The following is a 25,018-nucleotide window of genomic DNA, read 5'->3' on the forward strand; positions in this document are numbered from 1 at the left end:
CGGCACGCCGAGCACGGCCGGGGTGTCGCCACCGCAGCTCCATGATCGTCGTGGCGGCGGGGAAGCGCGGGGTCAGCGGGCGGTCCAGCCGCCGTCCACGGTCAGGGTGTGGCCGGTGACCAGGCTGGCGGCCGGGGAGGCCAGGAAGGCCACCGCGGTGGCGACCTCCTCCGGCCGGCCGATCCGGTGCAGCGCGGCGATCCGGTCGACGACGTCGGCACGGAACGCCGGGTCCGACAGCGCCGGCTCGGTGCCCGGCGTCTCGATGAAGGTCGGCGCCACCGCGTTGACCCGGATGCCCAGCTCCCCCCACTCCACGGCCAGGCAGCGGGTCAGGTGGATGACCGCGGCCTTCGCAGTGCAGTAGGCGGACTCGCCGGGCAGCGCGACCAGCCCGGCTTGGGAGGCGACGTTGACGATCGCCCCGCCACCGGCCCGGGCCATGTGCCGGGCGGCGTGCTGGGCCAGGAAGAACGTCGAGCGGGTGTTGCGCGACCAGACGGCGTCGAAGTCCGCCTCGGTCAGCTCCAGCGCCGAGGCCATCACCCCGCCGCCGGCGTTGTTGACCAGGACGTCGACCGACCCGAGCTCGTCGACCACCCGGTCGATCGCCGCCCGGCTCTGGTCGAGGTCGGTGACGTCCATCGGGACGGCGACCACCCGGCGTCCGAGGGCGGTGATCTCCCCGGTGAGCCCGCCGTCGGAGGTGACGTCGCGGAGACCCAGGCCGATGTCGGCTCCGGCGGCCGCCAGCTCCAGGGCGATCGCCCGGCCGAGGCCACGCGCCGCCCCGGTGACCACCGCGACCTGGCCTGCGAGGGCACTGCTGTCCGTCATCGTCGTCCTCTCGGTCCCTCGTTCACCGGACGGTCGTCCGGCGGACAGTGTCGGGGCCACGGACGCGACGTCCGACCGATCCCGCCCCGTCACAAGCGCAGGGTAGGAAGACCGGGTGAGCGCACCAGTACGGACCACCGCGCGGTCGGGGTCCGGTCACCTCATCGCCCAGCTGTCGGCGCAGGCCCGGCGCATGTTGCAGACCGAGGCGGCCAGCGCCGGCCTGCTCGTCGTGGCGACCGCGCTGGCGCTGATCTGGGCGAACTCGCCGTGGGGCGACAGCTACGAGGCCTTCTGGCACACCGAGCTCTCCTTCGAGGTCGGCTCGACCGGCGTCGCCATGGACCTGCGGCACTGGGTCAACGACGGCCTGATGGTGTTCTTCTTCTTCCTCATCGGCATGGAGGTGCGCCGCGAGCTGTCGATGGGGGAGCTGACCGAGCGCAGCCGGCTCTCCGTCCCGGCCCTCGGCGCGATCGCCGGGCTGGCGGTGCCGGCGGGCCTCTACCTGGCGATCAACGCCGGTGGCCCCGGTGCGCAGGGCTGGGGCATCCCGATGGCCACCGACACCGCCTTCGTCCTCGGCGCGCTGGCGCTGGTCGGCTCGCGCTGCCCCACTCAGCTGCGGGTCTTCCTGCTGTCGCTCTCCGTCGTCGACGACATCGGCGCGCTCACCGTGATCGCGGTCTTCTACTCCGACGACATCGACCTCCTCGCCCTCGGCGTCGCGGTGCTGTGCGTGGTCGCCTTCGGGCTGCTCACCCGGCTGCAGGTGTGGCGCGGGCCGGCCTACTTCGCCGTCGGCGTGGTCATGTGGCTGGCGATGCACGCCTCCGGGGTGCACGCCACCATCGGCGGCGTCGTGCTGGGCCTGCTGGTCAGCGCGTACACACCCCGCCGGGACGAGGTCGAGTCCGCAGGCACGCTGACCCGTGCCTTCCGGCAGGCCCCCGACGTCGCGCTGGCCCGCCGGGCGAAGCTGTCGGTGGAGCGGGCCATCTCGCCGAACGAGCGGATCGGCGCCCTGCTGGTGCCGTGGAGCGGGTACGTCGTCGTCCCGGTGTTCGCGCTGGCCAACGCGGGCGTGCAGTTCGACACCGAGCTGCTCGACCGGGCGCTCACCTCCCCGATCACCGTGGGCGTCTTCGTGGGCCTGGTCGTCGGCAAGTTCGTCGGCATCGGGCTGGCCTCGACCCTCGCCGTCCGCTTCGGCATGGGTTCGCTGCCCCCCGGGGTGACCCTGGCCGCTGTCTGGGGCGGGGCGGCGCTGTCCGGCCTGGGCTTCACCGTCTCGCTGTTCGTCGCCGACCTGGCCTTCGACGACCCGACGCTGCGCGAGGAGGCGATGGTCGGCGTCCTCGCCGCGGGCGTCGTCGCCGCCGCACTGGGCGCGGTCTGGTTCTGGGCGCTGGGACGGCGCTCGCCCCAGGCGGCCCGCACCGGCCCGCGGGAGCTGGACCCGCCGGTCGACCCGACGGTCGACCACCTCCGCGGCCGGGTCGACGCACCGCTGACCCTGGTCGAGTACGGCGACGTCGAGTGCCCCTTCTGCGGCCGCGCGACCGGGGTGGTCGAGGAGCTGCGGCACCGGTTCGGCGACGACCTGCGGTACGTCTTCCGGCACCTCCCGCTGCCCGACGTCCACCCGCACGCCGAGCTCGCCGCCGAGGCCACCGAGGCCGCCGGCGCGCAGGGCGCCTTCTGGACGATGCACGACCGGCTGTTCGCCCACCAGGACCAGCTGGAGGCCGACCAGCTGCTCGACCACGCCGCCGCGCTCGGGCTGGACCTCGGCCGGTTCGCCGCGGAGCTGGGCAGCGGCGCCCACGCGGCCCGGGTGCGCAGCGACGTCGTGGGCGCCGAGGCCAGCGGCGCGCGGGGCACCCCGACGTTCTTCGTCAACGGCGTCGGGCACGACGGCCCGACCACCACCGAGTCGCTCGCCGCCGCCCTGGTCGCCTCCGACCCGCGCGGTCCCGGCCACGGCAGCCTGCTGCCGGCGGCCGAGCTGGTCGCGCCGGCACGGTCGTCGGTCGCCCTCTCCCCGGCCGCCGAGCTGCCGGCGATCAGCGTGCTTCCCGGCGAACGCCTCGCCGAGACCCCGGACGACGGCTCCTCCCCACGGCTGTCCGAGGAGCACCTCGCCGTGCTGCGGCGGGTGGGGCGCCGGCAGCGGACCGTCCGCGGGCAGGTGCTGCTGCGCTCGGGGCAGGCGGAGTTCGACTTCTTCGCCGTCCTCTCCGGCACGGTGGCGGTGGTCGAGGGGCCACTGGACGGCGGGCCGGACGGCGGCAAGCGGGTCGTGGCCGTCCACGGTCCGGGCCGGTTCCTGGGCGGGCTGAACATGCTGGCGGGGCAGCGGCCGGTGCGCTCGCTGGTGGCCGCCGAGGACGGTGAGGTGCTGGTGCTCAGCCTGGAGCAGCTGCGCGCCGTCTTCACCCGGGACCGGGGGCTGGCCGACGTCATCACCCGGTCGTTCCTGCTGCGCCGGGCGATGCTCATCGGGCAGGCGAGCGGGCTGCGGGTGGTCGGCGACCGGCGCTGGCCGGCCAGCGCCGAGCTGCAGGCCCAGCTGGCCGAGGACGGGGTGCCGCACACCTGGCTGGACCCGGCCGAGGACGCCGCAGCCGCCCGCCTGCTCGCCGAGATCGGCGCCGAGGACGCCGGCTCCCCGGTCGTGCTCACCCCCGACGGCCGGGTGCTGGTCGAGCCGACCCGCGAGGAGCTGGCCCGCTCAGCCGGCGCCTCGCGCGACCTGACGACCACATGAGGTCACTGGACGAGGAGCTCAGCGACCTGGCCGACCACTACCGCTGGTTCGCGCAGGTGGAGGCGGCCCCGCTCTCGCCGCGGTACGCCGAGCTCGCCGCCGCGGTCGCCGAGGACGCCGAGGTGCTGGCCTTCCTCGGCACGCTGCCGCGGCCCAAGCGGCAGGCCAACCTGCTGCTGGGCGCGATCCAGTACCTGCACGGCGGCCCGCCGGCGGACGGTGCGGAACTGCGCGACCGGGTGCTGGGCGACGCCGAGCGGCTGCGGGCGACGATGCTCACCCGGGCCACCCAGACCAACGAGGCCGCCCGCTGCGCGGCGCTGCTGCCGGTGCTGGCCGGCCTGCCGGGGCCGCTGGCCCTGATCGAGGTCGGCGCGTCGGCCGGGCTGTGCCTGTACCCGGACCGGTACGGCTACGACTACTCCGGCGTCCGGGTCGGGCCGGCGTCGCGCGCGGTGCAGCTGAGCTGCGAGGTCACCGGCACCGGGCCGGTCCCGGGCGGGGTGCCGGAGGTGGTGCGGCGGGCGGGCATCGACCTGAACCCGCTCGATCCCGCGGACGCTGACGACGTCGCCTGGCTGCAGGCGCTCATCTGGCCGGGCATGGACGAGCGGCGCGACCGGCTCACCGCCGCGGCCGCGATCGCCGCCCGGGAGCCCGCCGATATCCGGCGGGGCGACCTGGTCGAGGAGCTGCCCGGGCTGGTCGCCGCGATGCCGGCCGAGGCCACCGTCGTCGTCTTCCACACCGCGGTGCTGGCGTACCTGCCGGCCGCGGCGAAGGGGGCGTTCACCGAGCTCGTGGCCGGGCTGCCGGTGCGCTGGGTCTCCCAGGAGGGCGTGGGCGTGCTGCCCGCCGTCCGCGACCGGCTGCCCGAGCCGCCGGCGGCCGACGAGGCCCGGTTCCTGCTGGCCCTGGACGGCGAGCCGCTGGCCTACACCGCTGCCCACGGCGGCCGGATCGACTGGCTCCCCGCCGCGGCGGCCCTCGGCTGAGTTCCCCGAGGCGGATCAGGGTGCCGGCGGAGGACGGCGGGAGAGCTCGATGGTCATCCGGAACAGGTCGCCGTCCGGCGGGAGCGCGGCCAGCGAGCGCAGTTCGACGTCCACGGCGGTGATCGCGGCCTGGCCGGCTGCGAGCAGTCGGTGGCCCTGGTCGGTCACCTCGAGCAGCGCCCGCTTCCCCCGGCCGGGCCCCGCCGGTGCGACCGCACCGGCCTCGATGAGCGCGGCGACCGTCGCGTGCATGCTCTGCGGGGTCACCCTGGCCCGGCGGGCGAGCTCCGTGTAGGACAGCCCGGGCTGTCGGGCCAGGTGGCCGAGCGCGCCCATCAGCCGCAGCGACAGGCCGCTGGGCTCCAGCGCCGCACCCAGCCGTGACTCGACCTCCCGGCCCAGGGCGACGAGGAGCACGGCCGGGCTGGTCGCCGGCGGTTCCCCGGCACCCGGCGCGGTCGGGTCGGTCACGTGGTCCCCCTCGGTCCTCCGCCCGGACGACGGAGCGCCCCATCCTCGCAGCCCTCGGTGTCGCCGTTCTCCCTCGGTTTCAGCCCGGCTGATACTGTCGTCGACGACCGAGAGGAGGAGTGCGATGGCGGGGTTCCTGCTGAGCGTCCACGTGGTGGCCGCGATCGTGTTCGTGGGGTCGGTGACCGTGGCGGTGAGCCTGTTCCCGCGCTACGCCCGGCTCGCGCTGGAGGAGGAGACCGCGGTCCCGGCGCTTCCGGCGGTACACCTGCTGCACCGGATCAGCCGGGTCTACGCGGTGCTGGCGCTCGCCGTCCCGGTCTTCGGGGTGGCGGTGGGGTCGGCCCTCGGGGTGCTCGGCGAGGCCTGGGTGCTGGTCTCCATGGCCCTCACCCTCGCCGCGGGGCTGCTGCTGGGCGGCGTCGTCCTGCCCCGGCAGCGCGAGCTGCTGCAGCTGGCCGAGGGCGGCCCGGGCCCGACGTCCGCCGCGGCTGCCCTGGTCGCGCCGACGACCCGGCCGGCGGACGCCGCCGCCCTGGTGCGCCGGCTGGCCATGGCCTCCGGCACCTTCAACCTGCTGTGGGTGGTGGTCGTGGTGCTGATGATCCTGCGCCCCGGGTCGACCACGGGGGTCTGAGGTGCAGACCCGCTGGCTGACGGTCGCCGTGGCGGTCGAGATGGCGTCCCTGGTCCTGCTGCTGGCCAACCTGGCGACGGGCGCCCCTCAGGAGTTGATCATCGGCAACTGGCGGTCCGACACGCCGAGCAGGCCCACCGATCGCCGATGATCGACAACAGGCAGGGCGTCAGGCCGACCAGGTGGTGTTCGGCGGGCGGCGGTGGTCGATGGTGTGCGGCACGAAGAAGGACAGGTCGTCGGTGATCAGCCCGTCGGACTCCCGGATGCCCAGGCCCGCGGCCTCGCCGTCGACCACCCAGGTGCCGAGCACCGGGTGGTGCGGGCCGTCGGGGCCGGCAAAGTCGGGCAGCGCGCACAGCTGCTGCACCACCCAGCCCTCCGCGCCGTACTTCCCGCCGAGCGAGGCCAGGGGCTCGCCTCCGGGGGCGAACAGCTCGACGTTGTTGCCCTCCCGGCCGAACAGCGGCTTGCGGGCGTAGCCGGTCTGCTCCAGCTCGGCCGCGCGGGGGTCGTCGGCGAAGTAGGCCCGGAGGAGGTGCTTGCCGATCACCGGGTCGTCGGCGTAGCGCTGCCACAGCACCGGCAGCAGCCCCTTGTTCGACCACAGCATCTTCCAGATCGGCTCGATCCAGGTGGTGCCGTCGGGGGTCCACAGGTCGGCGATCACCGAGGGGCCGTAGGCGTCCTCGAGCAGCCACTCCCAGGGGTAGAGCTTGAAGAGGACGTCGATCAGGTTGCCCTTGGGGTCGTAGAACCGGGCGTCACCGGTGTCCAGGGCGAGCTCCTCGGTGGTGAGCACCACCGTCTCGTAGCCGGCCCGCTGGACGGTGTCGGCCAGGTAGGCCACCGTCATCCAGTCCTCACCGCTGCGGTCGCCGTTGGTCCAGGCGAGGTGCACCCGGGGACGGCGGCCGTGCTCGGCCTCCCAGCGGGACAGGTTGCGCCGCCAGGCCTCGACCAGCCGGTCGTCGAGCTGGTTCCACTGGTCGCGGCCCTGGCCGGTCTCCAGGTGCCAGGCCCACTGCACGACCGCGGCCTCGACCAGCGAGGTCGGGGTGTCGGCGTTGAACTCCAGCAGCCGGGGCGCGCCCTCGCCGTCCCACCACAGGTCGAAGCGGCCGTAGACGCTGGGCGGCTCGGACTCCCAGGTGGCCTTGATGACCTCGCGGGCGTCGCGCGGGATCCGCATCCGGTCCAGCAGCCGTTCGTCGGCCAGCGCCACGTCACCGGCCTCCACGCAGGCGGCGAAGAGCTGGTCGGTCACGTGGGCCAGGTGGTCGATCTCGGCGGAGGTGAAGTCGTAGAAGACGTCCTCGCGCCAGTACGAGCGGGTCTCACCGCCCGGGACGGTCGTCTTGTTGTAGACGAGCCCCTGGCTCTCGATCTCGGCCTCCCAGCCGCGCCGGGCCGTGCCGTAGAGCCGCCTCATGAGCCGACGCTCCCGCTCCCGACCCGGCCCGAGCCGATGCCGCCGGAGATCCGGGTGCCTGAGGTCACCCGGCCGCTGCCGGGCAGCCCGGCCCGGGACCGCGCCGTGGTGTCGGCGGGGTTCACCCGGGTCGCTGCGCCGGTGTACTGCTGCGGGATGGTCTGCCCGACCGCGTACCGGTTGCCGCCGAAGCCACCCAGCAGGAAGAAGTAGGGCACCCCGCCGATGAAGCCGCCGTTGCGCTCGGCCTCCTCGCACTGCTCCTCGTCGACGACCTGGTCCTGGTCGTCGACGCAGTAGACCCGCTCGGCCTCCTGCTCCTCGGCCCCGGTGCCGCAGGCGGACAGGAAGCCCATCGCCGCACCGGTCAGGCTGACCGTGCCGATCGCCGCCCGCACCCGGTTGCTCCTCGACGTGCTCACCGTCCGCGCTCCTCACCTGGGCGTCCACCATGTCCCCGGACCGCACATGCTGTCGGACCCGGCGCCCTCCGGTGCACCCGACCCCTCGCATCATCCTCGGGACCGGCTGGGGGATGCCGCAGCACCGCCGGGGTAGGGGACGGCGATGGACCTCGCAACGCACCGGACCGGCTCCGGCGACCCCCTCGTCCTCGTGCACGGGCTGGGTGGTTCCTGGCGCTCCTGGGACCCGGTGCTCCCCGGCCTGGCCGCGGCCCGCGAGGTGGTCGCCGTGGACCTGCCCGGCTTCGCCGGCGACACCCCACCGCTGGCGGACCCCACCTTCGGCTCGCTCACCGACGCCGTGGCGGGCTGGCTGCGGGCCGAGGGGCTGGCCGACGCCCCGCTGGTCGGCAGCTCGCTCGGCGCCCGGATGGTGCTGGAGCTGTCCCGGCGGGGGCTGGGCGGGGACGCCGTGGCCCTCGACCCGGGCGGGTTCTGGACCGACCGGGAGGCCGCGGTGTTCCTGGGCAGCCTGCGCGCCTCGATCGCGCTGGTCCGCCGGATCCGGCCGGCGCTCCCCGCCGTGCTGGGCAACCCGGCCGGGCGGACGGCGCTGCTGGCCCAGTTCTCCGCCCGCCCGTGGGCCCTGGACGGCGAGGTGGTCACCCGTGAGCTCACCGGGTACGCGCTGTCGCCGTCCTTCGACGCCGTCCTCACCGACCTCGCCCGCGGGCCCCGCCAGCAGGGCGCCCCGGCCGGGTCGCTGCCCGGCCGGCTGACCATCGGCTGGGGACGGCGCGACCGGGTCACCCTGGCCCGCCAGGCGGCGCGGGCGGTCGAGGCATTCCCCGACGCCGAGCTCCACTGGTTCGACGGCTCCGGCCACTTCCCGATGTGGGATGCGCCGAGCGAGACCGTCGACCTGGTCCTCGCCGCCACGGCCCGCCGATGAGTTCTCCGGCGGGGGCCGGTCTGATCCGCGACGGGCCCGATCGCGGTCCCGCCTACCCGAGGAGCTCCCCGTGCGCATGATCTTCGTGAACCTGCCGGTCACCGACCTGGAGCGGGCCAAGGCCTTCTACGCGGCCCTGGGCTTCCGCAACGACGCTCGGTACACCGACGACACCGGCGCAGCGATGGTGATCGAGGAGAACATCCTGGTGATGCTGCTGACCCGGGAGAAGTTCGCCGGGTTCCTGGCCGGCTCGATCGGCGACCCGGCGCAGGCGACGTCGGTGCTGAACGCGGTCTCCGCGGCCGACCGGGCGGAGTGCGACGACCTGCTGGCCCGTGCGCTGGCCGCCGGCGGCAAGCCCTGGCAGCCGGCCCAGGACCACGGCTTCATGTACGGCACCAGCTTCACCGACCCGGACGGCAACGTCTGGGAGGCGACGTGGATGGACCCCGCCGCCCTCGAGGGCTGACCCGCGGACATCGAGTGGCGAGATGTGCACGTCTGCCCCGGGGTCGAGGGGTGCACAGCTCGCCACTCGGCGGCTCAGTGCAGCGGGATCTCCGGCTCGTCCGGGGTGCGCGGGCCGGTCAGTCGCCGCTCGGCCTCGGTGATCGGGACGTCGTTGATGCTGGCCTCCCGCCGCCGCATCAGCCCGTGCGCGTCGAACTCCCAGTTCTCGTTGCCGTAGCTGCGCCACCACTGCCCGGTGGCGTCGTGCCACTCGTACTGGAACCGGACGGCGATCCGGTCGCCGGAGAACGCCCACAGCGACTTGCGCAGCACGTAGTCCAGCTCGCGCGCCCACTTGGCGGTGAGGAAGGCGACGATCTCGGCGCGGCCGGTCACGAAGGTGTCCCGGTTCCGCCACACCGAGTCCTCGGTGTAGGCCAGGGAGACCCGTTCGGGGTCCCGGCTGTTCCAGGCGTCCTCGGCCGCCTGCACCTTCGCGGCGGCGGTCTCGGCGGTGAACGGCGGCAGCGGCGGGCGATCGGTCACCCGCCCATCCTGGACCAACGTCCAGGTCAGAGCGAGGAGAGGTCGTCCGGGACGTCGACGGCCTGGGACCGCAGCACGTCCAGCGGCACGACCTCCAGGGCGCGGGCGTTGGTCGCGGCCAGCACCACCCCGGCCGGCGCGCCCGCCTGGAGGGCCTGCAACCAGCGGACGGCGACCATGCACCAGCGGTCGCCGGGACGCAGCCCGGGAAAGGAGTACTCGGGACGCGGGGTGACCAGGTCGTTGCCCAGCTCGCGCTGCATCTGGAGGAACTCGGCGGAGACCACCGCGCAGACCGTGTGGCTGCCCAGGTCGGCCGGGCCGGTGCGGCACGACCCGTCCCGGGTGAAGCCGGTCAGCGGGTCGGTGCTGCACGGCTCCAGCGGGCCACCGAGCACGTTGCGGTCCTCGCCGGGGTCGGTCATGGGCCGATCATCGCGTTGCCGGAGCCCGCCTGCTGGGTGGGTGGTGTGCCCCTGAGTCGCGCCCGACCGGCCCGACCGGGAGGCTGGGGTCGTGCGAGTACTGGTCACTGGGGCGTCGGGGTTCGTCGGCAGCAGGCTGGCGCCTGCCCTGGAGGAGGCCGGGCACGAGGTCCGGGCGATGACCCGGCACCCGGACACCTACTCCGGGGCCGGCGCGGCGGTGCAGGGCGACGTCGGTGACGAGGTGTCGCTGCGCACCGCGCTCGCCGACTGCGACGCGGCCTACTACCTGGTCCACTCGCTCGACTCGGCCGACTTCCAGGAGAAGGACGCCGCGGCCGCCCGCTCCTTCGCCCGGGCTGCGGCCGACGCCGGGGTCCGCCGGATCGTGTACCTGGGCGGGCTCGGCAACGACTCCGACGACCTCTCCGCCCACCTGCGCAGCCGCCGCCAGGTCGAGAAGCTGCTGGGGGAGACCGGCGTGCCGGTCACCGCCCTGCGGGCCGGGATCGTGGTGGGCCACGGTGGGGTCTCCTGGGAGATGACCCGCCAGCTCGTCGCGCACCTGCCGGCGATGGTCACCCCCCGCTGGGTGCACACCCGGACCCAGCCGATCGCGATCGCGGACGTCGTCCGGTACCTGGTCGGGGTGCTGGAGGCCCCGGAGGCCGAGGGCCGGGCGTTCGACGTGGGCGGCCCCGAGGTGCTGGAGTACCTGGAGATGCTGACCCGGGTGGCGGAGATCCAGGGCCGCCGGCTGCTGATCGTCCCGGTGCCGCTGCTGAGCCCGAAGCTCTCCTCCTACTGGCTGTCGCTGGTCACCGACGTCGACGTGCAGACCGGCCGGTCGCTGATCGACTCGATGACCAACGAGGTGGTGGTGAAGGACGACTCGATCCGCCGGGTGGTCCGGTTCGAGCCGATGCCCTACGACGAGGCGGTGCTGACCGCGCTGGGCGAACGCGCCCGGGCCCGCCGGGACGCCCGGGGGTCGAAGACGGCGGGACTGGCCGGATGACCCGCACCGAGCGGCGGCCGGGGCAGGCGGTGCTGTCCGACGCCCGGCTGACCCGGCTGCTGGCCCGGGCGCCGTCCTGGCTGGTGGACAAGGTGCCGCGGGACCACCGGGAGACCGACGAGGCCTTCCGGCGCCGTCGGCGGGTGACCGCCGGGGTCTCGCTGGCCGGGGCCGGGCTGCTCGGGGTCTCGCTGTCGCAGAAGCCGGGCTCGACGGCGTTCTACGCCCTGACCCTGGGCGTGGCCGGCACCTGGGTGGCCGGTGGCCTCGCCTCCGGGCCGCTGCACCTGGGCTGGGTGCAGACCCCCAAGGCCACGCTGCGCCGTCCGCTGCTCACCCCGGTCGTGGCCGGGACGGGGGCGTTCGCGTCGTTCTACGCCGCCGCGCTGGTCGCCAAGCGCATCCCGCCGCTGGACGCGGCGATCTCCCGGGTGCTGCGCTACGCCCAGCAGGGCTCCGCACCGCTGGTGCTGACCACGACGCTGGCCAATGGCATCGCCGAGGAGGTCTTCTTCCGCGGCGCGCTCTACGCGGCGGCCGGCGTCCACCACCCGGTGCTCAAGTCCTCCGCGGTCTACACGCTGGCCACCGTCGCGACCCGCAACCCGGCGCTGGTGATCGCCTCGGTGCCGATGGGCCTGCTGTTCGCGCTGCAGCGGCGGGTCACCGGGGGCATCCAGGCGCCGGTGCTCACCCACGCCACCTGGTCGGTGCTGATGCTGCGGTTCCTGCCGCCGCTGTTTGCCGACGAGCCCTCGGTGGACGACCCGCACCCGGCTCAGGAGCTCTGACCCCCGCTCAGGCCGGGCGGGCCAGCAGCTCCTTCAGGGCCCGGTCGATGAACTCGTTGTCGGCCGGGTTCTGACCCAGCCCGGCGAAGTGCCCGTAGATCGTCGGGATCACCCGGACCTCACCGTTCGGGATGAACTGCGACGCCCACTCCTCGTCCTCCGGCGGGAAGTACAGGTCGGTCCTGGCCGGCATGGCCAGCAGCGGGCAGCGGATCGACCGCAGCGCCGCCTCGGTGTCGCCGTCGAAGCCCGGGGTCTTCCCGACGTCGCCGTGCTCCCAGGTCCACAGCATCCCCAGCAGGTCGTTGGGGTCGCGGTCGTCGAGCCAGAAGCCCTCCCAGAACCCGACGAGGAAGTCCTCCAGGGAGGAGAAGCCCAGGGTGCGGTACTCCCGCTGCCAGTAGAAGGCCTGTGACAGGCCCCAGCCGGCGTAGATCCGGGCGAAGGCGCGCAGGCCTGCGGTGGGCAGCGCGTCCGGCCGGTAGTGGCCGCCCGCGAACGCCGGATCGAGGGTGAGGGCGGCGTGCAGGCTCTTCAGGAACACCTGGTTGTGCTCGCTGGTGACCGCCGAACCGACGATCGGCGCCGCCCGCTTCACCATCTCGGGGTGGCTGACCGCCCACTGGTAGGTCTGGCCGGCGCCCATGGAGGAGCCGAGGACCAGCTCCACGGTCTCGATGCCCCACTGCTGCGTGAGCAGCCGGTGCTGCACCTCCACCTGGTCGTGGAAGGTCACCTGCGGGAAGTCAGGCCCGTCGTAGGGCGGCGGGGTGTTGCTCGGCGACGTCGACAGGCCGTTGTTCAGCTGGTTGGGCATCACGATGAAGTACTCGTCGGGGTCGCAGGCCAGGCCCGGCCCGACCGACCACTCGTTGGCGTCGTGCCAGGCGCTGTACCAGGTGGGGTGCACGATCACGTTGGACTTCTCGGCGTTCAGCGTGCCGTACGTCTTGTAGGCGAGCTGGGCTCCGCGCAGGGTGGCGCCGCCCTGCAGGACGACGTCCCCCAGGTCGAAGAGCTCGTGGTCGGTGGGCCGCGGCATCGGTGCTCCTGAGGCTGGGGGGCGGGCGGTCAGAAGCTCGATCGGGGGACGCCCATGCCCGGGTCGATCCGCGTCGGTCCGGACGCCGAGGGGGTGACGTCGACGTCGAAGATCCCGGTGGGCAGGTAGACGGTGGCGCACGAGTTGGGGATGTCGACGACCCCGGACAGCCGGCCCTCGATCGGCGCGGCGCCGAGGATCATGTACGCCTGCTCGGGTGACCAGCCGAACGTCGTCAGGTAGTCGATCGCGTGCAGGCAGGCCCGCTGGTAGGCCAGGTGCGAGTCCAGGTAGCGCTGCTCGTCGTCCAGCGTCACCGACGTCCCGGAGAAGGCCAGCCACTTCTCGTACCGGGGGTCGACGTTGCCCGGCATGAAGATGGCGTTCTCGCCGACCCCGTAGGTCTCCATGCCGCCCTTGATCAGGTCGACGTGCAGGTCGATGAAGCCGCCCATCTCGATGGCCCCGCAGAAGGTGATCTCGCCGTCGCCCTGGGAGAAGTGCAGGTCGCCCAGCGACAGCTTCGCCCCGGGGACGTAGACGGGGTAGAAGACCCGGCTGCCCTTGGTCAGGTTCTTGATGTCCTGGTTTCCACCGTTCTCCCGGGGCGGGGCGGTGCGCGCCGCTTCGCCGGCGACGCGGTCGAACTCGGCACCCGTCAGGCCGGACAGGATGGCGTCCTGCGGCAGCGGGGGCAGCGCCAGCGGCGGGACCCGGTCGCGATCGGTGGCGATCAACGCACCCTCGCGCCGGTTCCAGCGGGCCAGCAGCTCCGCCGACGGCGCGGTCCCCATCAGGCCGGGGTGCACGATGCCGGTGAACGACACGTGCGGGACGTGCCGGGAGGTCGCGGTCTGCCCGGCGAAGTCCCAGATCACCTTGTAGGCGTCGGGGAACTGGTCGGTCAGGAAACCGCCGCCGTTCTGCTTGGCGAAGATGCCCGTGTACCCCCAGCCCTGCCCGGCCAGCGGGCCGGAGTCCTCCTGCGGGATCGGCCCGACGTCGAGGATGTCGACGATCAGCAGGTCACCGGGCTCGGCCCCCTCCACGGCGAAGGGGCCGCTGAGCACGTGCACCGTGGACAGCGGCGCGTCCCGGATGTCGTCGGCGGAGTCGTCGTTGTGGATCGCCCCGTCGAACCACTCGCGGCAGTCGACCCGGAAGGTGTCCCCGGGCCGGACGGTCACCTGGGCCGGGATGTCGGGGTGCCAGCGGTTGTGGCCGATGTGCTGCTGCTCGGTGAACGGCTTGCTGGAGTCGAGGGGGAACAGGCGCTCGGGCATGGCTGGCTCCTGGGCTCGGGTCGGGCTGCGGGGGCGTCTGACCGGCGGTTTCGGTGCGGGGCCGCACACCGCCGGTGGGATCGGAGTTCGCGGTCGGATCAGCCTCAGGGCCTCGGCAGCCGACTCAGGGCCGGGTTGCGCCACACGTCGGCCCGGCGGCCGGCACGTGGTGCGGGCGGCGGGGCGGAGACGACGTCGGGCCGGTCGCTGGTGCGCTCCGTGCGCTCGAGCAGCCCACGGCGCACCGGGGAGCCGAACGAGAGGCGGGGTGCGGTGAACACCCGGGCCGCGGTCGAGCCGCAGGTCGGGCACGGGACCGTGGGCGGAGCGGCGCCCATGGCGCAGCGCGCCTCGGTCGTGCCGTGGTGGGTGCAGCGGTACAGGTAGACGGCGATGTCGGACCTCCGGGTGACCGGCGGAGGGTCACTCGGCCCTCCGGACCAGGCGCACGTTCGTCCCGCCGTGAGGAGGTGGTCAAGGCGCGGCAGAGCCTGGGGCGGCGTTGGGCACGCCACCTCGCGGCGCGTCGTGACGGACCGGGTGGCACCTCCCGGCATGTCGCGGTCGACTCGGACCGGTCCGTCACGCTGGGTGGAGGTGTTGCCTCGGTCACGTAGGCGTGCATCGGGGCGCTGGTTACCCGACAGTAGGTCGATCCGGACTCCCCGACCCAGGAGGCACCGACGATGACGTCGACCGCCAGCCGCCCCGCCGAGACCGCCGACACCTGGCTGCCCGCGCCACCCGTCCTGCACTCCCCGTGGCACACGCCCGAGCGGGCCGCGCTGATGGAGCAGGCCCGCCGGTTCGCCGTGGACGAGGTGCTGCCGGTCGCGAACGAGCTCGACCCGCAGAAGGGTGAGATCCCGCGGCACCTCCTCGAGCGGCTCGGCGAGCTCGGGTGGTTCGGCATCACCGTCTCCGCGGCCGACGGTGGGCTGGGGCTCGGCGTCTTCGAGTACTGCATGGTCAGCGAGGAGCTCGCCCGGGCGTGGATGAGCGTGGCCAGCATCCTGGCCCGGTCGCAGGGCATGGGGACGGCGGTCGCCGACCCCGACCGCCGCCGCGAGCTGCTGCGGCGCAGCGCCGGTGGCTCCTGGATCGGGGCGGTGGCGCTGTCGGAGCCGGAGGCCGGCTCGGACCTGGCGAACGTGCAGACCCGCGCGGTGCGCGACGGCGACGACTGGGTGGTCACCGGCCACAAGCGCTGGTGCGGCAACGCCAAGGCCGCCGACTTCATCCAGGTGCTGGTCCGGGTGGCCGATCCGCAGCCGGGGGAGTCCCGTTCCCGGGGGCTGCGGAACCTGCTGCTGGTCAAGGAGCGCGGCGCGTTCCCGCCGGGGCTGTCCGGCCACGCCATCGACAAGGTCGGCTACCACGGCTTCCTGACCTGGGACCTGACGTTCGACGGGGTGCGCATCCCGGCCGCGGACCTGATCGTCGCCCCCGGCGAGGGTGGCTCGGACGCCGCGGACTCCGGCGCCGGCTTCCGTGAGGCGCAGGCATTCCTGAACACTGCCCGGGTGCACACCGCGGCCCGCGCCGTCGGCCTGGCCAGGGCCGCGGTCGAGGACTGCGTGCTCTACCTGCAGGAGCGGGCGCAGTTCGGCCACCCGATCGGCGACTTCCAGGCGCTGCGGTTCGCGCTGGCCGAGATGGCCGCGGACGTGGAGCAGGCGCGGGCGTTCTACCGCCAGGTGGCCCACCTGCTCGACGAGGGTGTGCCGTGCGAGCGGGAGGCGGCGATGGTGAAGCTGCAGGCCACGGAGATGGCGGTCCGGGTCACCAACCAGGCCATGCAGCTGCACGGCGGCAACGGCTACACCACCGAGCGGCAGGTGGAGCGGCACTGGCGGGACGCCCGGCTCACCACGATCTTCGAGGGCACCAGCGAGATCCAGAAGCGGATCATCAGCAACACGATGCTCCCGCGCAGCCCGCTGGGCTGACGTGTGGAGCAGCCCGCTGGGCTGACGGGGAGAGCAGCCACTGGGCTGCCTGTGAGTCCGGGCGGGTTCGGTGTCGGCCGGGGATCGGCTGGGCAGGAGAGGGCCGCGCCACCGGCGTGCCACGGGGACTCGCCGGGCACGCCCACCTCCTCAGCACCGGGGGGTCCAGCACCGACCCCGGCTCGTCCCGGGGAAGGAGACGCACGTGTCATCGCAGCACGACCAGCCACCGTCGGCGGGCCCGCCGACCGACGCCTCCGCCAGCGGACAGGCGGGGACGGCGACCGACGCCGGTGTGCCCGCTGGGGTCCGGACCGCGGGCATGTGGTGTCTGTGGACGCTGGCGATCGGCGCCGTCGTCTACTTCGCGGTGCAGCTGGCCGTCGTCCTGGGCACCGTGGTGCTCACCTTCCTGGGCGGTCTGCTGCTGACCGCGCTCCTGCGGCCGGTCGCCTCCTGGCTGGACCGGACCGGGGTGCCCCGGCTGGCGGCGACCTGGCTGGTGATGCTGCTCTTCCTCGTCCTGCTGGGCGGGGTCGTCTACTTCCTGCAGCAACGGGTCGCCCGGGAGTGGGCCAGCCTGCGCCCCACCCTGGTCAGCGGGCTGGACCGGGTGCGCACCAGCCTGGTCGAGACGCTCGGCCTGCCCCGGGAACGGGTCAACTCGATCATCGACGGGCTGATCGCCCAGCTGACCGGCGGGTTCGGGGGTGGCGCCGGCGGGCCGGGGATGGTGGTGACCGGTGCCACGACCGCGGTCACCGTGGCGGCAGGGCTGGTCCTCGCCCTGTTCACTGCTTTCTGGCTGATCTACGACGGGGCCCGGATCTGGCGGCTGTGCCTCCGGATCGTGCCGGCCGACCGCCGGGCGGCCGCCGACGACGCGGGGAACGGCGCCTGGCGCACCCTGGGTGGCTACCTGCGGGGCACCACGGCCGTCGCGCTCATCGACGCCATCGGCATCGGCCTGGCGCTGCTGCTCATCGGCGTGCCCCTGGCCTTCGCCCTGGCCGTGCTCACCTTCCTGGGTGCCTACATCCCGGTCGTCGGGGCCTTCGTGGCCGGACTGGCCGCGGTGGTGGTCGCCTTCGCCGCGGGCGGGCTGACCGACGCTCTGCTCGTGCTCGGTGCGGTGGTCGTCGTGCAGCAGATCGAGGGCAACCTCCTGCAGCCGCTGATCATGCGGCGGACCGTCTTCCTGCACCCCCTGGGGATCGTCTACGCCCTCACCGTCGGCGGCCTGCTGTGGGGGATCGGCGGGGCGGTGATCGCCGTGCCGCTGGCCGCCGTGGTGTACGCGATCGCCGTCGCCCTGGCCGACCGCAAGGGCGGCGAGGAAGCGGAACCGAGGCCGCGGGGCCTCCGTCTCCGGACCGGCGGCGCCTCCCGGGCCGACGTGCCGTCCGCCGACGGCGGGCCGGCCGGCGGCGACGGAGGACCTAGCCGCCGGGCCCAGGCAGCGGAGGCGTCCGAGGGCTCCTGATCGTCACGGTGGTGCCTTCCGGGCCGGGGACGACGGCGACGTCGGCGAACGCGCTCATCAACGTCGCCCCCCGCCCGCGGTCCATGCTCGGCACCCGTTCCCGCCACTGCCCGTGGTCCCGCACGGTGATCTCGACGCCGTCCACGGAGGCCTCGATGGTCACCTCGACGACCGGCTGGGTCGGGTGCTGGGCGTGCTCCACCGCGTTGGTGGCGGCCTCGCAGGCGGCCAGCAGCAGGTCGTAGACCTGGTCCTCGTCCAGCCCGGCGGCGGTCAGCACCCGGCGCAGCGCCCGGCGCAGCGCGGGGATCGCCCGGGGTGCGGCGGGGAAGCGCCAGTGCTCGCGGAGCACCGGTGCGGTCGTCGGGGGCCGGGACGTGGCCGGCGGCCGGCAGGTCGGCACCAGCGCGCGCACCTCGGCCGGTCCGGCCGGTCCGGCCTGTCCGGCCGGGGTCGGCGGCGTCGGCACCGGCGGGGCGGGGACCGGGCCGACGGCGGCTCCCTCGCGGGCACCCGAGCCGCGCTCGACCGCGACGCGCACCCGGGCGATCAGCTCGGCGGCCTGGAACGGCTTGGCGAGGTGGTCGTCGACCCCGGCGGCGAACCCCTCGACCGCGGCCTCCTGACCGGCCCGGGCGGTCAGCATGATCACCGGGATGTCGCGGGTGGCGGGGTCGGCGCGCAGCCGGCGCAGCAACTCGAAGCCGTCCATGCGCGGCATCATCACGTCGGTGAGGACGACGTCGGGCCGGTGCTCGGCCGCGGACGCCAGCGCCTCCTCGCCGTTGGTACAGGTGCGCACCCGCCAGATCGGCGCCAGCAGCCTCGTCAGGTAGCTGCGCATGTCGGCGTTGTCGTCGACGACCAGGATCGTGGCCGTCGCGCCGGCGGGTGCGTCCGGCAGATCGTCGGGGGTCACGTCGGCGACCCAGGAGGCGGCGGTGCCGTGCGCGGTCACCGAGGGGGTGGCCGCCGGGCCCGCGTCGGCGGACGTGTCGGGGCTGCCGTAGGGGACGGCGACGGTGAAGGTGCTCCCGGCGCCCGGCTCGCTGTCCACCGTCACGGTGCCGCCGTGCAGGCCGACCAGCTCGCGGACCAGGGCCAGCCCGATGCCGGTGCCCTCCCGGGTGCGCGCCGAGGAGCCCCGCACCCGGTGGAAGCGGTCGAACACCAGCGGCAGCTCGGCGGCCGGGATGCCGATCCCGGTGTCGGCGACGGTGAGGACCACCTGGTCGGCCTCACCCCGCAGGATCACCTCGATGCCGCCGACGAAGGTGTACTTCACCGCGTTGGTGAGCAGGTTGAGGACCACCTTCTCCCACATCCGCGGGTCGACGTGCACCGGCCGGCCCAGCGGGGGGCAGTCGACCCGCAGCTGCAGACCGGCCCGCTCGGCGGCGGCCCGCAGCACCCCGGCCAGCTCGGCGGTGAAGGCGGCGACGTCGGTCTCCACCCGGACGGCCTCGGCCCGGCCGGCCTCGATGCTGGCGACGTCCATCAGGTCGTTGACCAGGCGCTGCAGGCGCTGCCCGTTCCGCAACGCCAGCTCCAGCTGGTCGCGGGCTGCCCGGGGCAGCTCGTCGGAGGTGTCGGCCAGGACGTCGCTGATCGGCCCGAGCAGCAGGGTGAGCGGGGTGCGCAGCTCGTGGCTCACGTCGGAGAAGAACGCCGTCTTCGCCCGGTCGAGCTCGGCCAGCGACTCGGCCCGCCGCCGTTCGGTCCCGAACGCCCGGGCGTTGCCCAGGGCGCTGGTGAACTGCCCGGCGACCAGGTCCAGGAAGGTGCGGTACTCGGGGTCCAGCGCGCGGTTCGGGCTGATCCCGGCGACCAGGACGCCGATCCGTTCCTCACCCGCGGCTCCGCCCAGCGGCAACACGACGGCATCGCGCACCGGGTCCTGCCAGAACCCGCCGACCAGCCCCAGCCCGCCGGTCGGTCCGGGCAGCGCGGCGGCGTCGGGGACGGACGCGGGCAGCAGGTCGGCCGGGCAGCCGACCGTGCCTGCCCGCCGGAGGCCGTCGCCCTCGTCGAGGTAGACGGCGGCGAACGGCACGTCGAGCGGATCGCTGCCCAAGGTGCGGCACAGGCCGGCGAGCACGGCCTGCTCGTCGCCCCGCTCCGCCTCGGTGCAGGAGAGCTGGTGCAGCAGTTGCTGGCGCCGTTCGCCGAGGACCTCGTTGGTCACCTCGGTGCAGACGGCGTGCATCCCGGCGACGAGCCCGTCGTCGCCGAAGGCCGGCGCGTGGGAGACGGTGAAGTAGGTCTCCTCGCGGTAGCCGGCGCGTTCCAGCAGAAGGGGCAGTCGAGGCAGCCAGGACGCCTCACGGGTGGTGACCGCGTGCTCGACCGGCCCCTGGAGCACGGCCCACCCCTCGGCCTGGGTGACCCGCAGGTCGCGCCCGAGGGCCCCGGGGTGCTTGGCGCCGATCAGGGTGGCGTAGCCGTCGTTGTACAGCTGGGTGTACTCGGGGCCCCAGGTGAGGATCATCGGGAAGCGCGAGGCGAGGATGGTGCGGACGGCGTACCGGAGGCTCGCCGGCCACCCCTCGACCGGGCCCACCGGCGTCGCGGACCAGTCGAGCCCGGCCAGCAGCCGGCCGGTCTCGCCGCCACCGGCGAAGAGGTCGGCGGCGGAGGGCGACCCCGGCGCGGCAGAGGTCGGATCGGGGGCCACGCACACCTCCACCAGGGACACCAGCACGCCTGCGAGCCCGGGCAGCGGCGTACCCGGGGGCGGTCACCAGCGACCCACCCGCAGCGTGCAACCTACCTCCGGCAGGCGGCGTCTGCCCTGAGGCCAGCTGTGCCCCCGGACGGCCGGGCGGGTTGGATGGGGCAGAACCGCCGGGAGAGCCCTGGCGCCGACCCCGAGGAGACCCCCGTGGCAGAGCTGACCCGTCCCGACGTCGAGCCCCCCACCGGGCCTGCCCCGTCCGACCTGGTGATCGAGGACCTGGTGGTCGGTGAGGGCGCCGAGGCCACCGCCGGCAGCCTGGTGAGCGCGCACTACGTGGGCGTCACCCACGACGGCGGCGAGCAGTTCGACGCATCCTGGGACCGTGGCGACCCGCTGGAGTTCCGGATCGGCGTCGGCATGGTCATCCAGGGCTGGGACGAGGGCATCGTCGGCATGAAGGTCGGGGGCCGTCGCCGGCTGACGATCCCGCCGCACAAGGCCTACGGCGAGCGCGGGGCCGGCGGCGTCATCAAGCCCGGCGCCACCCTGGTCTTCGTCGTCGACCTCGTCGGCGTCCGCTGACGGGGATCGACCCAGTGCGCTGAGTGCCAGGTCCGCGGGCCGGACCTGGCACTCAGCGCACACCGTCAGATCGCGAGCTGGCCGTAGAACTCGCGGGGGTCGGCGGACAGGGCGGCCTTGACGCCTCGGCTCCAGTCGTCGACCAGCACCTCCCACTCGCCGGCCTGGACGCCGTCGAGGGCGGCCCGGACGACGTCGGCCGGGTCGCTCATCGGGCCGGTGTAGCCGGCCATCATGTCGGTGTCGGCGGCTCCCAGCACGACCCCGGTGACCGCCGTGCCCTGCTCGGTGAGCTCGATCCGGACGCCGTTGGTCAGGCTCCACTCCGCGGCCTTGGCGGCGCTGTAGGCGTTGGCGCCGGCGGTGGAGAACCAGGAGAGCGCCGAGAGCACGTTGGCGATCGCGCCCCCGCCGTTGCGGGCGAGCACCGGCGCGAACGCCCGGATGACGCCCAGCGTGCCGAAGAAGTGCGTCTCCATCTCCAGCCGGACGTCGGCCAGGTCGCCGGTGACGAGGTCGGCCCGGGTCGTGAGGCCGGCGTTGTTGACCAGCAGCGTGACGTCGCCGGCGGCTGCGGCTGCGGCCGCGATCGACCCCGGGTCGGTGACGTCAAGCCGCAGCACCTCCACGCCCGGCACGTCGACGAGCTCGGGGCGGCGGGAGGTGGCGTAGACCTTGGCAGCGCCGCGCTCGAGCAGCTGCTGGGCGAAGTGGCGGCCCAGGCCGCGGTTCGCGCCGGTGACCAGGGCGACGGATCCGGTGATGTCCATGGTGGTTCTCCTTGCGTTCGGGTGGGCTGCCGAGGACGCTAAGACCTGACGTTGACGTCAGGGTCAACTGTGAGGTCGATCACTGAGGAGGTCCGGTGCTGCGCATCGGAGAGGTCGCCGCCCGCGCCGGCGTGAGCGTGCGGGCGCTGCGCTACTACGAGGAGCAGGGTCTGTTGGAGGCCGAGCGCACCCCGAGCGGGCAGCGCCGGTACCCGGAGAGCGCCGTGGGCCGGGTCCGGTTCATCCAGCAGATGTACGCCGCGGGGCTGGGCAGCGCGGACGTCCTGGAGGTGCTGCCGTGCGTGCACACCGGCGTCGCGACGCCGGAGATGCTGGACCGGCTGGTCGAGCAGCGGGACGGCATCGACCGGCAGATCGCCGAGCTGACCCAGGCCCGCGAGCGGCTGGACGAGATCATCCGGATCGGCGCGGAGCACGTGCCGGGGGCCCGGTCGGCGACCTGGTCTCCTCGGCGATGAGTTCTGGCCGCCCCGGGGGTCTTCCCGGCATGACCACCGCAGCGCCCCCCGCCCAGCCGCTCGACGCCGTCTTCCGCTGCGTCATCGAGAAGGACGGCGCCTTCCCCACCTACCTGGAGCTGCCGGGCTCGGCGGAGGTGCTCGGCACCCGGCGGGCGGTGAAGGTCGCCGGCACCCTGGACGGGCACCCCTTCGCCGCCACGCTCATGCCCTCGGGGCAGGGGCCGCACTGGCTCCCGCTGCGGAAGGCGCTGTGCGCGGGGATCGGCAAGAGCGAGGCCGGGGCCCCGGTGCTGGTCCACCTGGAGGAGCGCCTCAGCTGACCGGCGGGCCGCCGTCGCCCCCGGACACCCGGTGCGGGTGGTCGTCGATCAGCGACCCGGGCATCTCCTCCGGTCGGGTGACCACCGGAATGCCCGGCACGACCAGCGGGTTGGGCGGGGCATGCAGGTCGAGGTGTGGTCCGACGTCGTGTGCCCGTGGTGCTACATCGGCAAGCGCAAGCTGGAGACGGCGCTCTCCCGCTTCCCGCACGCCGACCAGGTCGAGGTGGTCTGGCGGTCGTTCCAGCTCGACCCGAGCGTCCCCGAGGGCCACACCGAGCCCACCCTGCCGGCGCTGGCCGCCAAGTACGGGCGCAGCGTCGAGGAGATGGCCGGCCAGATGCGCCGGGTCGAGGAGGTCGCCGCCGCCGAGGGGCTGCAGTACGACCTCGTCCAGGGCGTCAGCGGCAACACCCTCCTCGCCCATCAGCTCCTCCACCTCGCGGCGGAGCGGGGCCTGGGCGACGCGATGAAGGAGCGCCTGCTGCACGCTCACTTCACCGAGCACCGCTCGGTGTTCGACGTCGAGGGGCTCGTGCCGCTCGCCGTGGAGGTCGGCCTGGCCGAGGACGAGGTCCGGGCCGCGCTGGCCGACCGTCGGTACCTGCCCGCCGTCCACTCCGACATCGAGACCGCGCGGGCGCTCGGCGCGACCGGCGTCCCGTTCTTCGTCATCGACCGCACCTACGGGGCCGCCGGGGCGCAGCCGGCCGAGCAGCTGCTGCAGCTGCTCGAGCGCGCCTGGGCCGACACCCACCCGCTCACCACCGTCCCCGCCGCCGAGGGGTGCGCGGACGGCAGCTGCGCCGTCTAGCCCAGCAGGCGGGGGGCGCGCTCCAGGGCCTTGCGGGCGTCGGCGGCCAGCCGGCGGACGACGTCGCTCGCCGACTCCTCGCGGGTGACCAGCCCGACCGACTCCCCGGCGTAGACGGGTGCGTTCCCGAGGTCGCCCTCCGCCCGGGCGCGGCGGACCAGGTCGGCTGCGGCGGTGTCGCCGCGCAGCTCGGTCTCCCGGCCGTGCCAGATCTGGGTGAATTCGTTGACCAGCGCCCGTCCGGGCCAGCGCGCCGGCCAGGGCAGCTCCTGGGCGATGTCGAAGGCGCTGGTCAGCACCGTGTCGTCACCGCCGGCGGCCCGGATCCGCTCCCGGGCGGCCGGGGAGTTGGCCGCCTCCGTGCAGGACAGGAACGGGGTGCCGATCCAGGCCCCCGCGGCGCCGGCCACCAGGACGGCGGCCAGCCCGGCACCGGTGGCCACCCCGCCCGCGGCGAGCACCGGCCGGTCGGTCGCGGCCAGCACCTCCTGCAGCAGCGGGAGGGTGGCCCGCTGCCCGGTGTGCCCGCCGGCCTCGGTGCCCTGCGCCACGATGACGTCGGCCCCGGCCGCCAGGGCGCGGTCCAGGTCGGCCAGCGAGTTCACCGCGGTGGCCACCGCGATGCCGGCGTCGTGCAGCGGCCCCACGAACGGCTCCGGGTCGCCGAAGGAGACCGAGACCAGGGCCGGCTCGGTGGCGATCGCCGCGGCCAGCAGCTCCGGGCGCTGCTCCAGGGCCCAGGCCATCAGGCCGACCCCGAAGGAGACGTCCGCCTCCGTGGGCAGCCGGGCCTGTTCGGCCAGCCACTCCACCGGGGTGTCGGACCCGACGCCGATCATGCCCAGCCCGCCGCCGAGGGAGACGGCGCGGGCCAGCTCCCCGCCGGCCACCCCGGCCATCGGGGCACCGAAGACCGGCACGTCGAGGTCGAACCAGCGGGTCAGCGGGGTCTTGATCACCGGACCATCGTCGTCCCTCGCCCCACGGGGCGCACCGGCGGTCAGCGGCGGGTGACGTCGGCGGTGAAGGCCTGGAGCCGCTTGCGCAGACCGAGGACCTGCTCCTCGATCGCGAGGGCCTGCAGCTCCTCGTCGAGGTGCTGCGCCGACGGCGGGACGGCGGTCACCCGGCTCGCGCAGTCCAGGTCGGCGCAGATGTAGGTGCCCACGGTGTTGCCGTTGCGCCCCGCCTCGCCCACCCGCCGCGCGGTGAACAGCGAGACGTCGGCGGCCGACTGCACCGAGTGGCACAGCAGGCACATCGCCGAGCGGCGGCTGGACATCTTCGTGTCCGCGGCCCGCAGCGCGATGCCGATCGGGTCGCCGTCCTGCTCGTGCACCAGGTAGCCGCGCAGCTCGGCCTTGGCGTCCCGCCAGCCGAGCACGTCGAGCGACGCCCAGTCCAGCTCGTCCAGGTCGCGGGGCGGCGTGAGGGACGCGGCCTCGCTGCGGGAGCAGTTGACCATCGAGCGGCGGATGGCCGCCTCGGTCAGGGTGTGCACGGGGACCTCCAGGGGCGTCGGGACGGGACGGCCGCAGAGGTTACGTACCGCGCCCGTCCCGACGCACTCGGATTTCCCAACCCCTCGCCCCACCAAAATGGCCATCTTGGTGGGGCAGGGGTCAGCTGGTGGCTGGGCCGCCGTGCTCGGTGCCGGAGAGCTTGCGGAGCAGTTCGTGGGCGCGCTCGGCGCGCTTCGAGTCCTGCTCCATCACCTCGCGGAAGAACGCGGCGACGTCGTCCAGGCCGGCGTTCTCGGCGTCCCGGACGTACTGGCCGTAGTCGTGCCCGGCCTTGAGTGAGTGGTACTGGACGGAGATCAGGTCGAACGTGACGTCGGCGAAGCCGGTCTCACCGGTGGCCATGGGTCCTCCTCGCAGAGCGC

General features: G+C 74.3%; 27 protein-coding genes. 14 read left to right on the forward strand and 13 right to left on the reverse strand.

From position 1 onward, the window contains the following. Nucleotides 1-72: 72 nt before the first annotated feature. Nucleotides 73-837, reverse strand: coding sequence for an SDR family NAD(P)-dependent oxidoreductase (locus O2W18_RS12770; protein WP_269187902.1), 765 nt, complete (start codon nucleotides 835-837; stop codon nucleotides 73-75). 115 nt (nucleotides 838-952) lie between these two features. On the opposite strand from O2W18_RS12770, the gene nhaA reads away from it, so the two are divergent. Both nhaA and O2W18_RS12780 read left to right on the forward strand, forming a co-directional pair. Next, entirely contained in the window at nucleotides 953-3,607 is a 2,655-nt protein-coding gene (gene nhaA, locus O2W18_RS12775) for a Na+/H+ antiporter NhaA (protein WP_269187903.1), read from the forward strand. Continuing rightward, complete coding sequence (locus O2W18_RS12780; RefSeq protein ID WP_269187904.1) at nucleotides 3,604-4,602, forward strand: DUF2332 domain-containing protein; 999 nt, start codon at nucleotides 3,604-3,606, stop codon at nucleotides 4,600-4,602. Before nhaA ends, O2W18_RS12780 begins: the two co-directional genes overlap by 4 nt. Nucleotides 4,603-4,617: 15 nt before the next feature. On the opposite strand, the gene O2W18_RS12785 is transcribed toward O2W18_RS12780, so the two are convergent. Next, on the reverse strand, nucleotides 4,618-5,073 hold the full coding sequence (locus tag O2W18_RS12785) for a MarR family winged helix-turn-helix transcriptional regulator (protein ID WP_269187905.1): 456 nt from the start codon (nucleotides 5,071-5,073) through the stop codon (nucleotides 4,618-4,620). A gap of 124 nt (nucleotides 5,074-5,197) precedes the next feature. Between O2W18_RS12785 and O2W18_RS12790 the strand changes: the two genes are divergently transcribed. Both O2W18_RS12790 and O2W18_RS12795 read left to right on the forward strand, forming a co-directional pair. Next, nucleotides 5,198-5,710 (forward strand): hypothetical protein, encoded by a 513-nt coding sequence (locus tag O2W18_RS12790; protein ID WP_269187906.1) that lies wholly within the window; start codon nucleotides 5,198-5,200, stop codon nucleotides 5,708-5,710. A gap of 1 nt (nucleotide 5,711) precedes the next feature. Next, nucleotides 5,712-5,861 carry a hypothetical protein gene (locus O2W18_RS12795; protein WP_269187907.1) on the forward strand — a complete coding sequence of 50 codons (150 nt, stop codon included), beginning with the start codon at nucleotides 5,712-5,714 and terminating at the stop codon, nucleotides 5,859-5,861. Between the two features lie 18 nt (nucleotides 5,862-5,879). Here O2W18_RS12795 and O2W18_RS12800 read toward each other — a convergent pair whose 3' ends face one another. Further along, a complete protein-coding gene (locus tag O2W18_RS12800) occupies nucleotides 5,880-7,142 on the reverse strand; it encodes a glutathionylspermidine synthase family protein (protein WP_269187908.1) in 1,263 nt (420 codons plus the stop codon). Then, complete coding sequence (locus O2W18_RS12805; protein WP_269187909.1) at nucleotides 7,139-7,564, reverse strand: hypothetical protein; 426 nt, start codon at nucleotides 7,562-7,564, stop codon at nucleotides 7,139-7,141. The genes O2W18_RS12800 and O2W18_RS12805 overlap by 4 nt, the downstream gene beginning before the upstream one ends. A gap of 145 nt (nucleotides 7,565-7,709) precedes the next feature. On the opposite strand from O2W18_RS12805, the gene O2W18_RS12810 reads away from it, so the two are divergent. Both O2W18_RS12810 and O2W18_RS12815 read left to right on the forward strand, forming a co-directional pair. Next, a complete protein-coding gene (locus tag O2W18_RS12810) occupies nucleotides 7,710-8,498 on the forward strand; it encodes an alpha/beta fold hydrolase (protein WP_269187910.1) in 789 nt (262 codons plus the stop codon). 76 nt (nucleotides 8,499-8,574) lie between these two features. Further along, nucleotides 8,575-8,970, forward strand: a complete 396-nt coding sequence (locus O2W18_RS12815) for a VOC family protein (protein WP_269188651.1) — start codon at nucleotides 8,575-8,577, stop codon at nucleotides 8,968-8,970. Between the two features lie 74 nt (nucleotides 8,971-9,044). Here O2W18_RS12815 and O2W18_RS12820 read toward each other — a convergent pair whose 3' ends face one another. Together O2W18_RS12820 and O2W18_RS12825 are read right to left on the reverse strand one after the other, a co-directional pair. Then, nucleotides 9,045-9,497 carry a nuclear transport factor 2 family protein gene (locus O2W18_RS12820; protein WP_269187911.1) on the reverse strand — a complete coding sequence of 151 codons (453 nt, stop codon included), beginning with the start codon at nucleotides 9,495-9,497 and terminating at the stop codon, nucleotides 9,045-9,047. 26 nt (nucleotides 9,498-9,523) lie between these two features. Then, nucleotides 9,524-9,922 (reverse strand): DUF2237 family protein, encoded by a 399-nt coding sequence (locus O2W18_RS12825; protein ID WP_269187912.1) that lies wholly within the window; start codon nucleotides 9,920-9,922, stop codon nucleotides 9,524-9,526. Between the two features lie 91 nt (nucleotides 9,923-10,013). Here O2W18_RS12825 and O2W18_RS12830 point away from each other — a divergent pair, with 91 nt between their 5' ends. Both O2W18_RS12830 and O2W18_RS12835 read left to right on the forward strand, forming a co-directional pair. After that, the gene (locus tag O2W18_RS12830) at nucleotides 10,014-10,940 is read left to right on the forward strand and encodes an NAD(P)H-binding protein (protein ID WP_269187913.1); all 927 of its coding nucleotides are present in this window, start codon (nucleotides 10,014-10,016) and stop codon (nucleotides 10,938-10,940) included. Continuing rightward, on the forward strand, nucleotides 10,937-11,731 hold the full coding sequence (locus tag O2W18_RS12835; RefSeq protein WP_269187914.1) for a CPBP family intramembrane glutamic endopeptidase: 795 nt from the start codon (nucleotides 10,937-10,939) through the stop codon (nucleotides 11,729-11,731). Before O2W18_RS12830 ends, O2W18_RS12835 begins: the two co-directional genes overlap by 4 nt. Before the next feature lie 7 nt (nucleotides 11,732-11,738). Here the strand turns inward: O2W18_RS12835 and O2W18_RS12840 are convergent, their stop codons facing one another. Together O2W18_RS12840 and fmdA are read right to left on the reverse strand one after the other, a co-directional pair. After that, nucleotides 11,739-12,773, reverse strand: coding sequence for an alpha/beta fold hydrolase (locus tag O2W18_RS12840; RefSeq protein WP_269187915.1), 1,035 nt, complete (start codon nucleotides 12,771-12,773; stop codon nucleotides 11,739-11,741). 29 nt (nucleotides 12,774-12,802) lie between these two features. Next, on the reverse strand, nucleotides 12,803-14,056 hold the full coding sequence (gene fmdA, locus O2W18_RS12845) for a formamidase (RefSeq protein WP_269187916.1): 1,254 nt from the start codon (nucleotides 14,054-14,056) through the stop codon (nucleotides 12,803-12,805). Between the two features lie 686 nt (nucleotides 14,057-14,742). Between fmdA and O2W18_RS12850 the strand changes: the two genes are divergently transcribed. Beyond that, complete coding sequence (locus O2W18_RS12850) at nucleotides 14,743-16,005, forward strand: acyl-CoA dehydrogenase family protein (RefSeq protein WP_269187917.1); 1,263 nt, start codon at nucleotides 14,743-14,745, stop codon at nucleotides 16,003-16,005. A 205-nt stretch (nucleotides 16,006-16,210) separates the two neighbouring features. After that, nucleotides 16,211-17,488: an AI-2E family transporter gene (locus O2W18_RS12855; RefSeq protein ID WP_269187918.1), complete on the forward strand. Its 1,278-nt coding sequence runs from the start codon at nucleotides 16,211-16,213 to the stop codon at nucleotides 17,486-17,488. Here O2W18_RS12855 and O2W18_RS12860 read toward each other — a convergent pair. Next, nucleotides 17,445-20,162 (reverse strand): ATP-binding protein, encoded by a 2,718-nt coding sequence (locus O2W18_RS12860; protein ID WP_269187919.1) that lies wholly within the window; start codon nucleotides 20,160-20,162, stop codon nucleotides 17,445-17,447. The two genes, O2W18_RS12855 and O2W18_RS12860, sit on opposite strands and share 44 nt — an antisense overlap. 207 nt (nucleotides 20,163-20,369) lie before the next feature. Here O2W18_RS12860 and O2W18_RS12865 point away from each other — a divergent pair, with 207 nt between their 5' ends. Next, the gene (locus O2W18_RS12865) at nucleotides 20,370-20,747 is read left to right on the forward strand and encodes an FKBP-type peptidyl-prolyl cis-trans isomerase (protein WP_269157952.1); all 378 of its coding nucleotides are present in this window, start codon (nucleotides 20,370-20,372) and stop codon (nucleotides 20,745-20,747) included. A gap of 65 nt (nucleotides 20,748-20,812) precedes the next feature. Here O2W18_RS12865 and O2W18_RS12870 read toward each other — a convergent pair whose 3' ends face one another. Next, entirely contained in the window at nucleotides 20,813-21,517 is a 705-nt protein-coding gene (locus tag O2W18_RS12870; protein WP_269170198.1) for an SDR family oxidoreductase, read from the reverse strand. A gap of 95 nt (nucleotides 21,518-21,612) precedes the next feature. Between O2W18_RS12870 and O2W18_RS12875 the strand changes: the two genes are divergently transcribed. The 3 genes from O2W18_RS12875 to O2W18_RS12885 all read left to right on the forward strand — a co-directional run bounded on the left by O2W18_RS12875 (nucleotide 21,613) and on the right by O2W18_RS12885 (nucleotide 23,133). Further along, a complete protein-coding gene (locus O2W18_RS12875; protein WP_269187920.1) occupies nucleotides 21,613-21,996 on the forward strand; it encodes a MerR family transcriptional regulator in 384 nt (127 codons plus the stop codon). A 29-nt stretch (nucleotides 21,997-22,025) separates the two neighbouring features. Then, nucleotides 22,026-22,319 (forward strand): DUF1905 domain-containing protein, encoded by a 294-nt coding sequence (locus O2W18_RS12880; protein ID WP_269187921.1) that lies wholly within the window; start codon nucleotides 22,026-22,028, stop codon nucleotides 22,317-22,319. A gap of 121 nt (nucleotides 22,320-22,440) precedes the next feature. Continuing rightward, nucleotides 22,441-23,133, forward strand: coding sequence for a DsbA family oxidoreductase (locus O2W18_RS12885; RefSeq protein ID WP_269187922.1), 693 nt, complete (start codon nucleotides 22,441-22,443; stop codon nucleotides 23,131-23,133). Here the strand turns inward: O2W18_RS12885 and O2W18_RS12890 are convergent. The 3 genes from O2W18_RS12890 to O2W18_RS12900 form a co-directional block, all read right to left on the reverse strand. Further along, the gene (locus tag O2W18_RS12890; protein WP_269187923.1) at nucleotides 23,130-24,092 is read right to left on the reverse strand and encodes an NAD(P)H-dependent flavin oxidoreductase; all 963 of its coding nucleotides are present in this window, start codon (nucleotides 24,090-24,092) and stop codon (nucleotides 23,130-23,132) included. The two genes, O2W18_RS12885 and O2W18_RS12890, sit on opposite strands and share 4 nt — an antisense overlap. Nucleotides 24,093-24,133: 41 nt before the next feature. Next, nucleotides 24,134-24,634, reverse strand: a complete 501-nt coding sequence (locus O2W18_RS12895; RefSeq protein WP_269187924.1) for an FBP domain-containing protein — start codon at nucleotides 24,632-24,634, stop codon at nucleotides 24,134-24,136. A gap of 121 nt (nucleotides 24,635-24,755) precedes the next feature. Further along, complete coding sequence (locus tag O2W18_RS12900; protein WP_269187925.1) at nucleotides 24,756-24,998, reverse strand: acyl carrier protein; 243 nt, start codon at nucleotides 24,996-24,998, stop codon at nucleotides 24,756-24,758. Nucleotides 24,999-25,018: the final 20 nt, after the last annotated feature.

The organism is Modestobacter sp. VKM Ac-2983 (genome assembly GCF_026967885.1).
Taxonomy (GTDB): domain Bacteria; phylum Actinomycetota; class Actinomycetes; order Mycobacteriales; family Geodermatophilaceae; genus Modestobacter.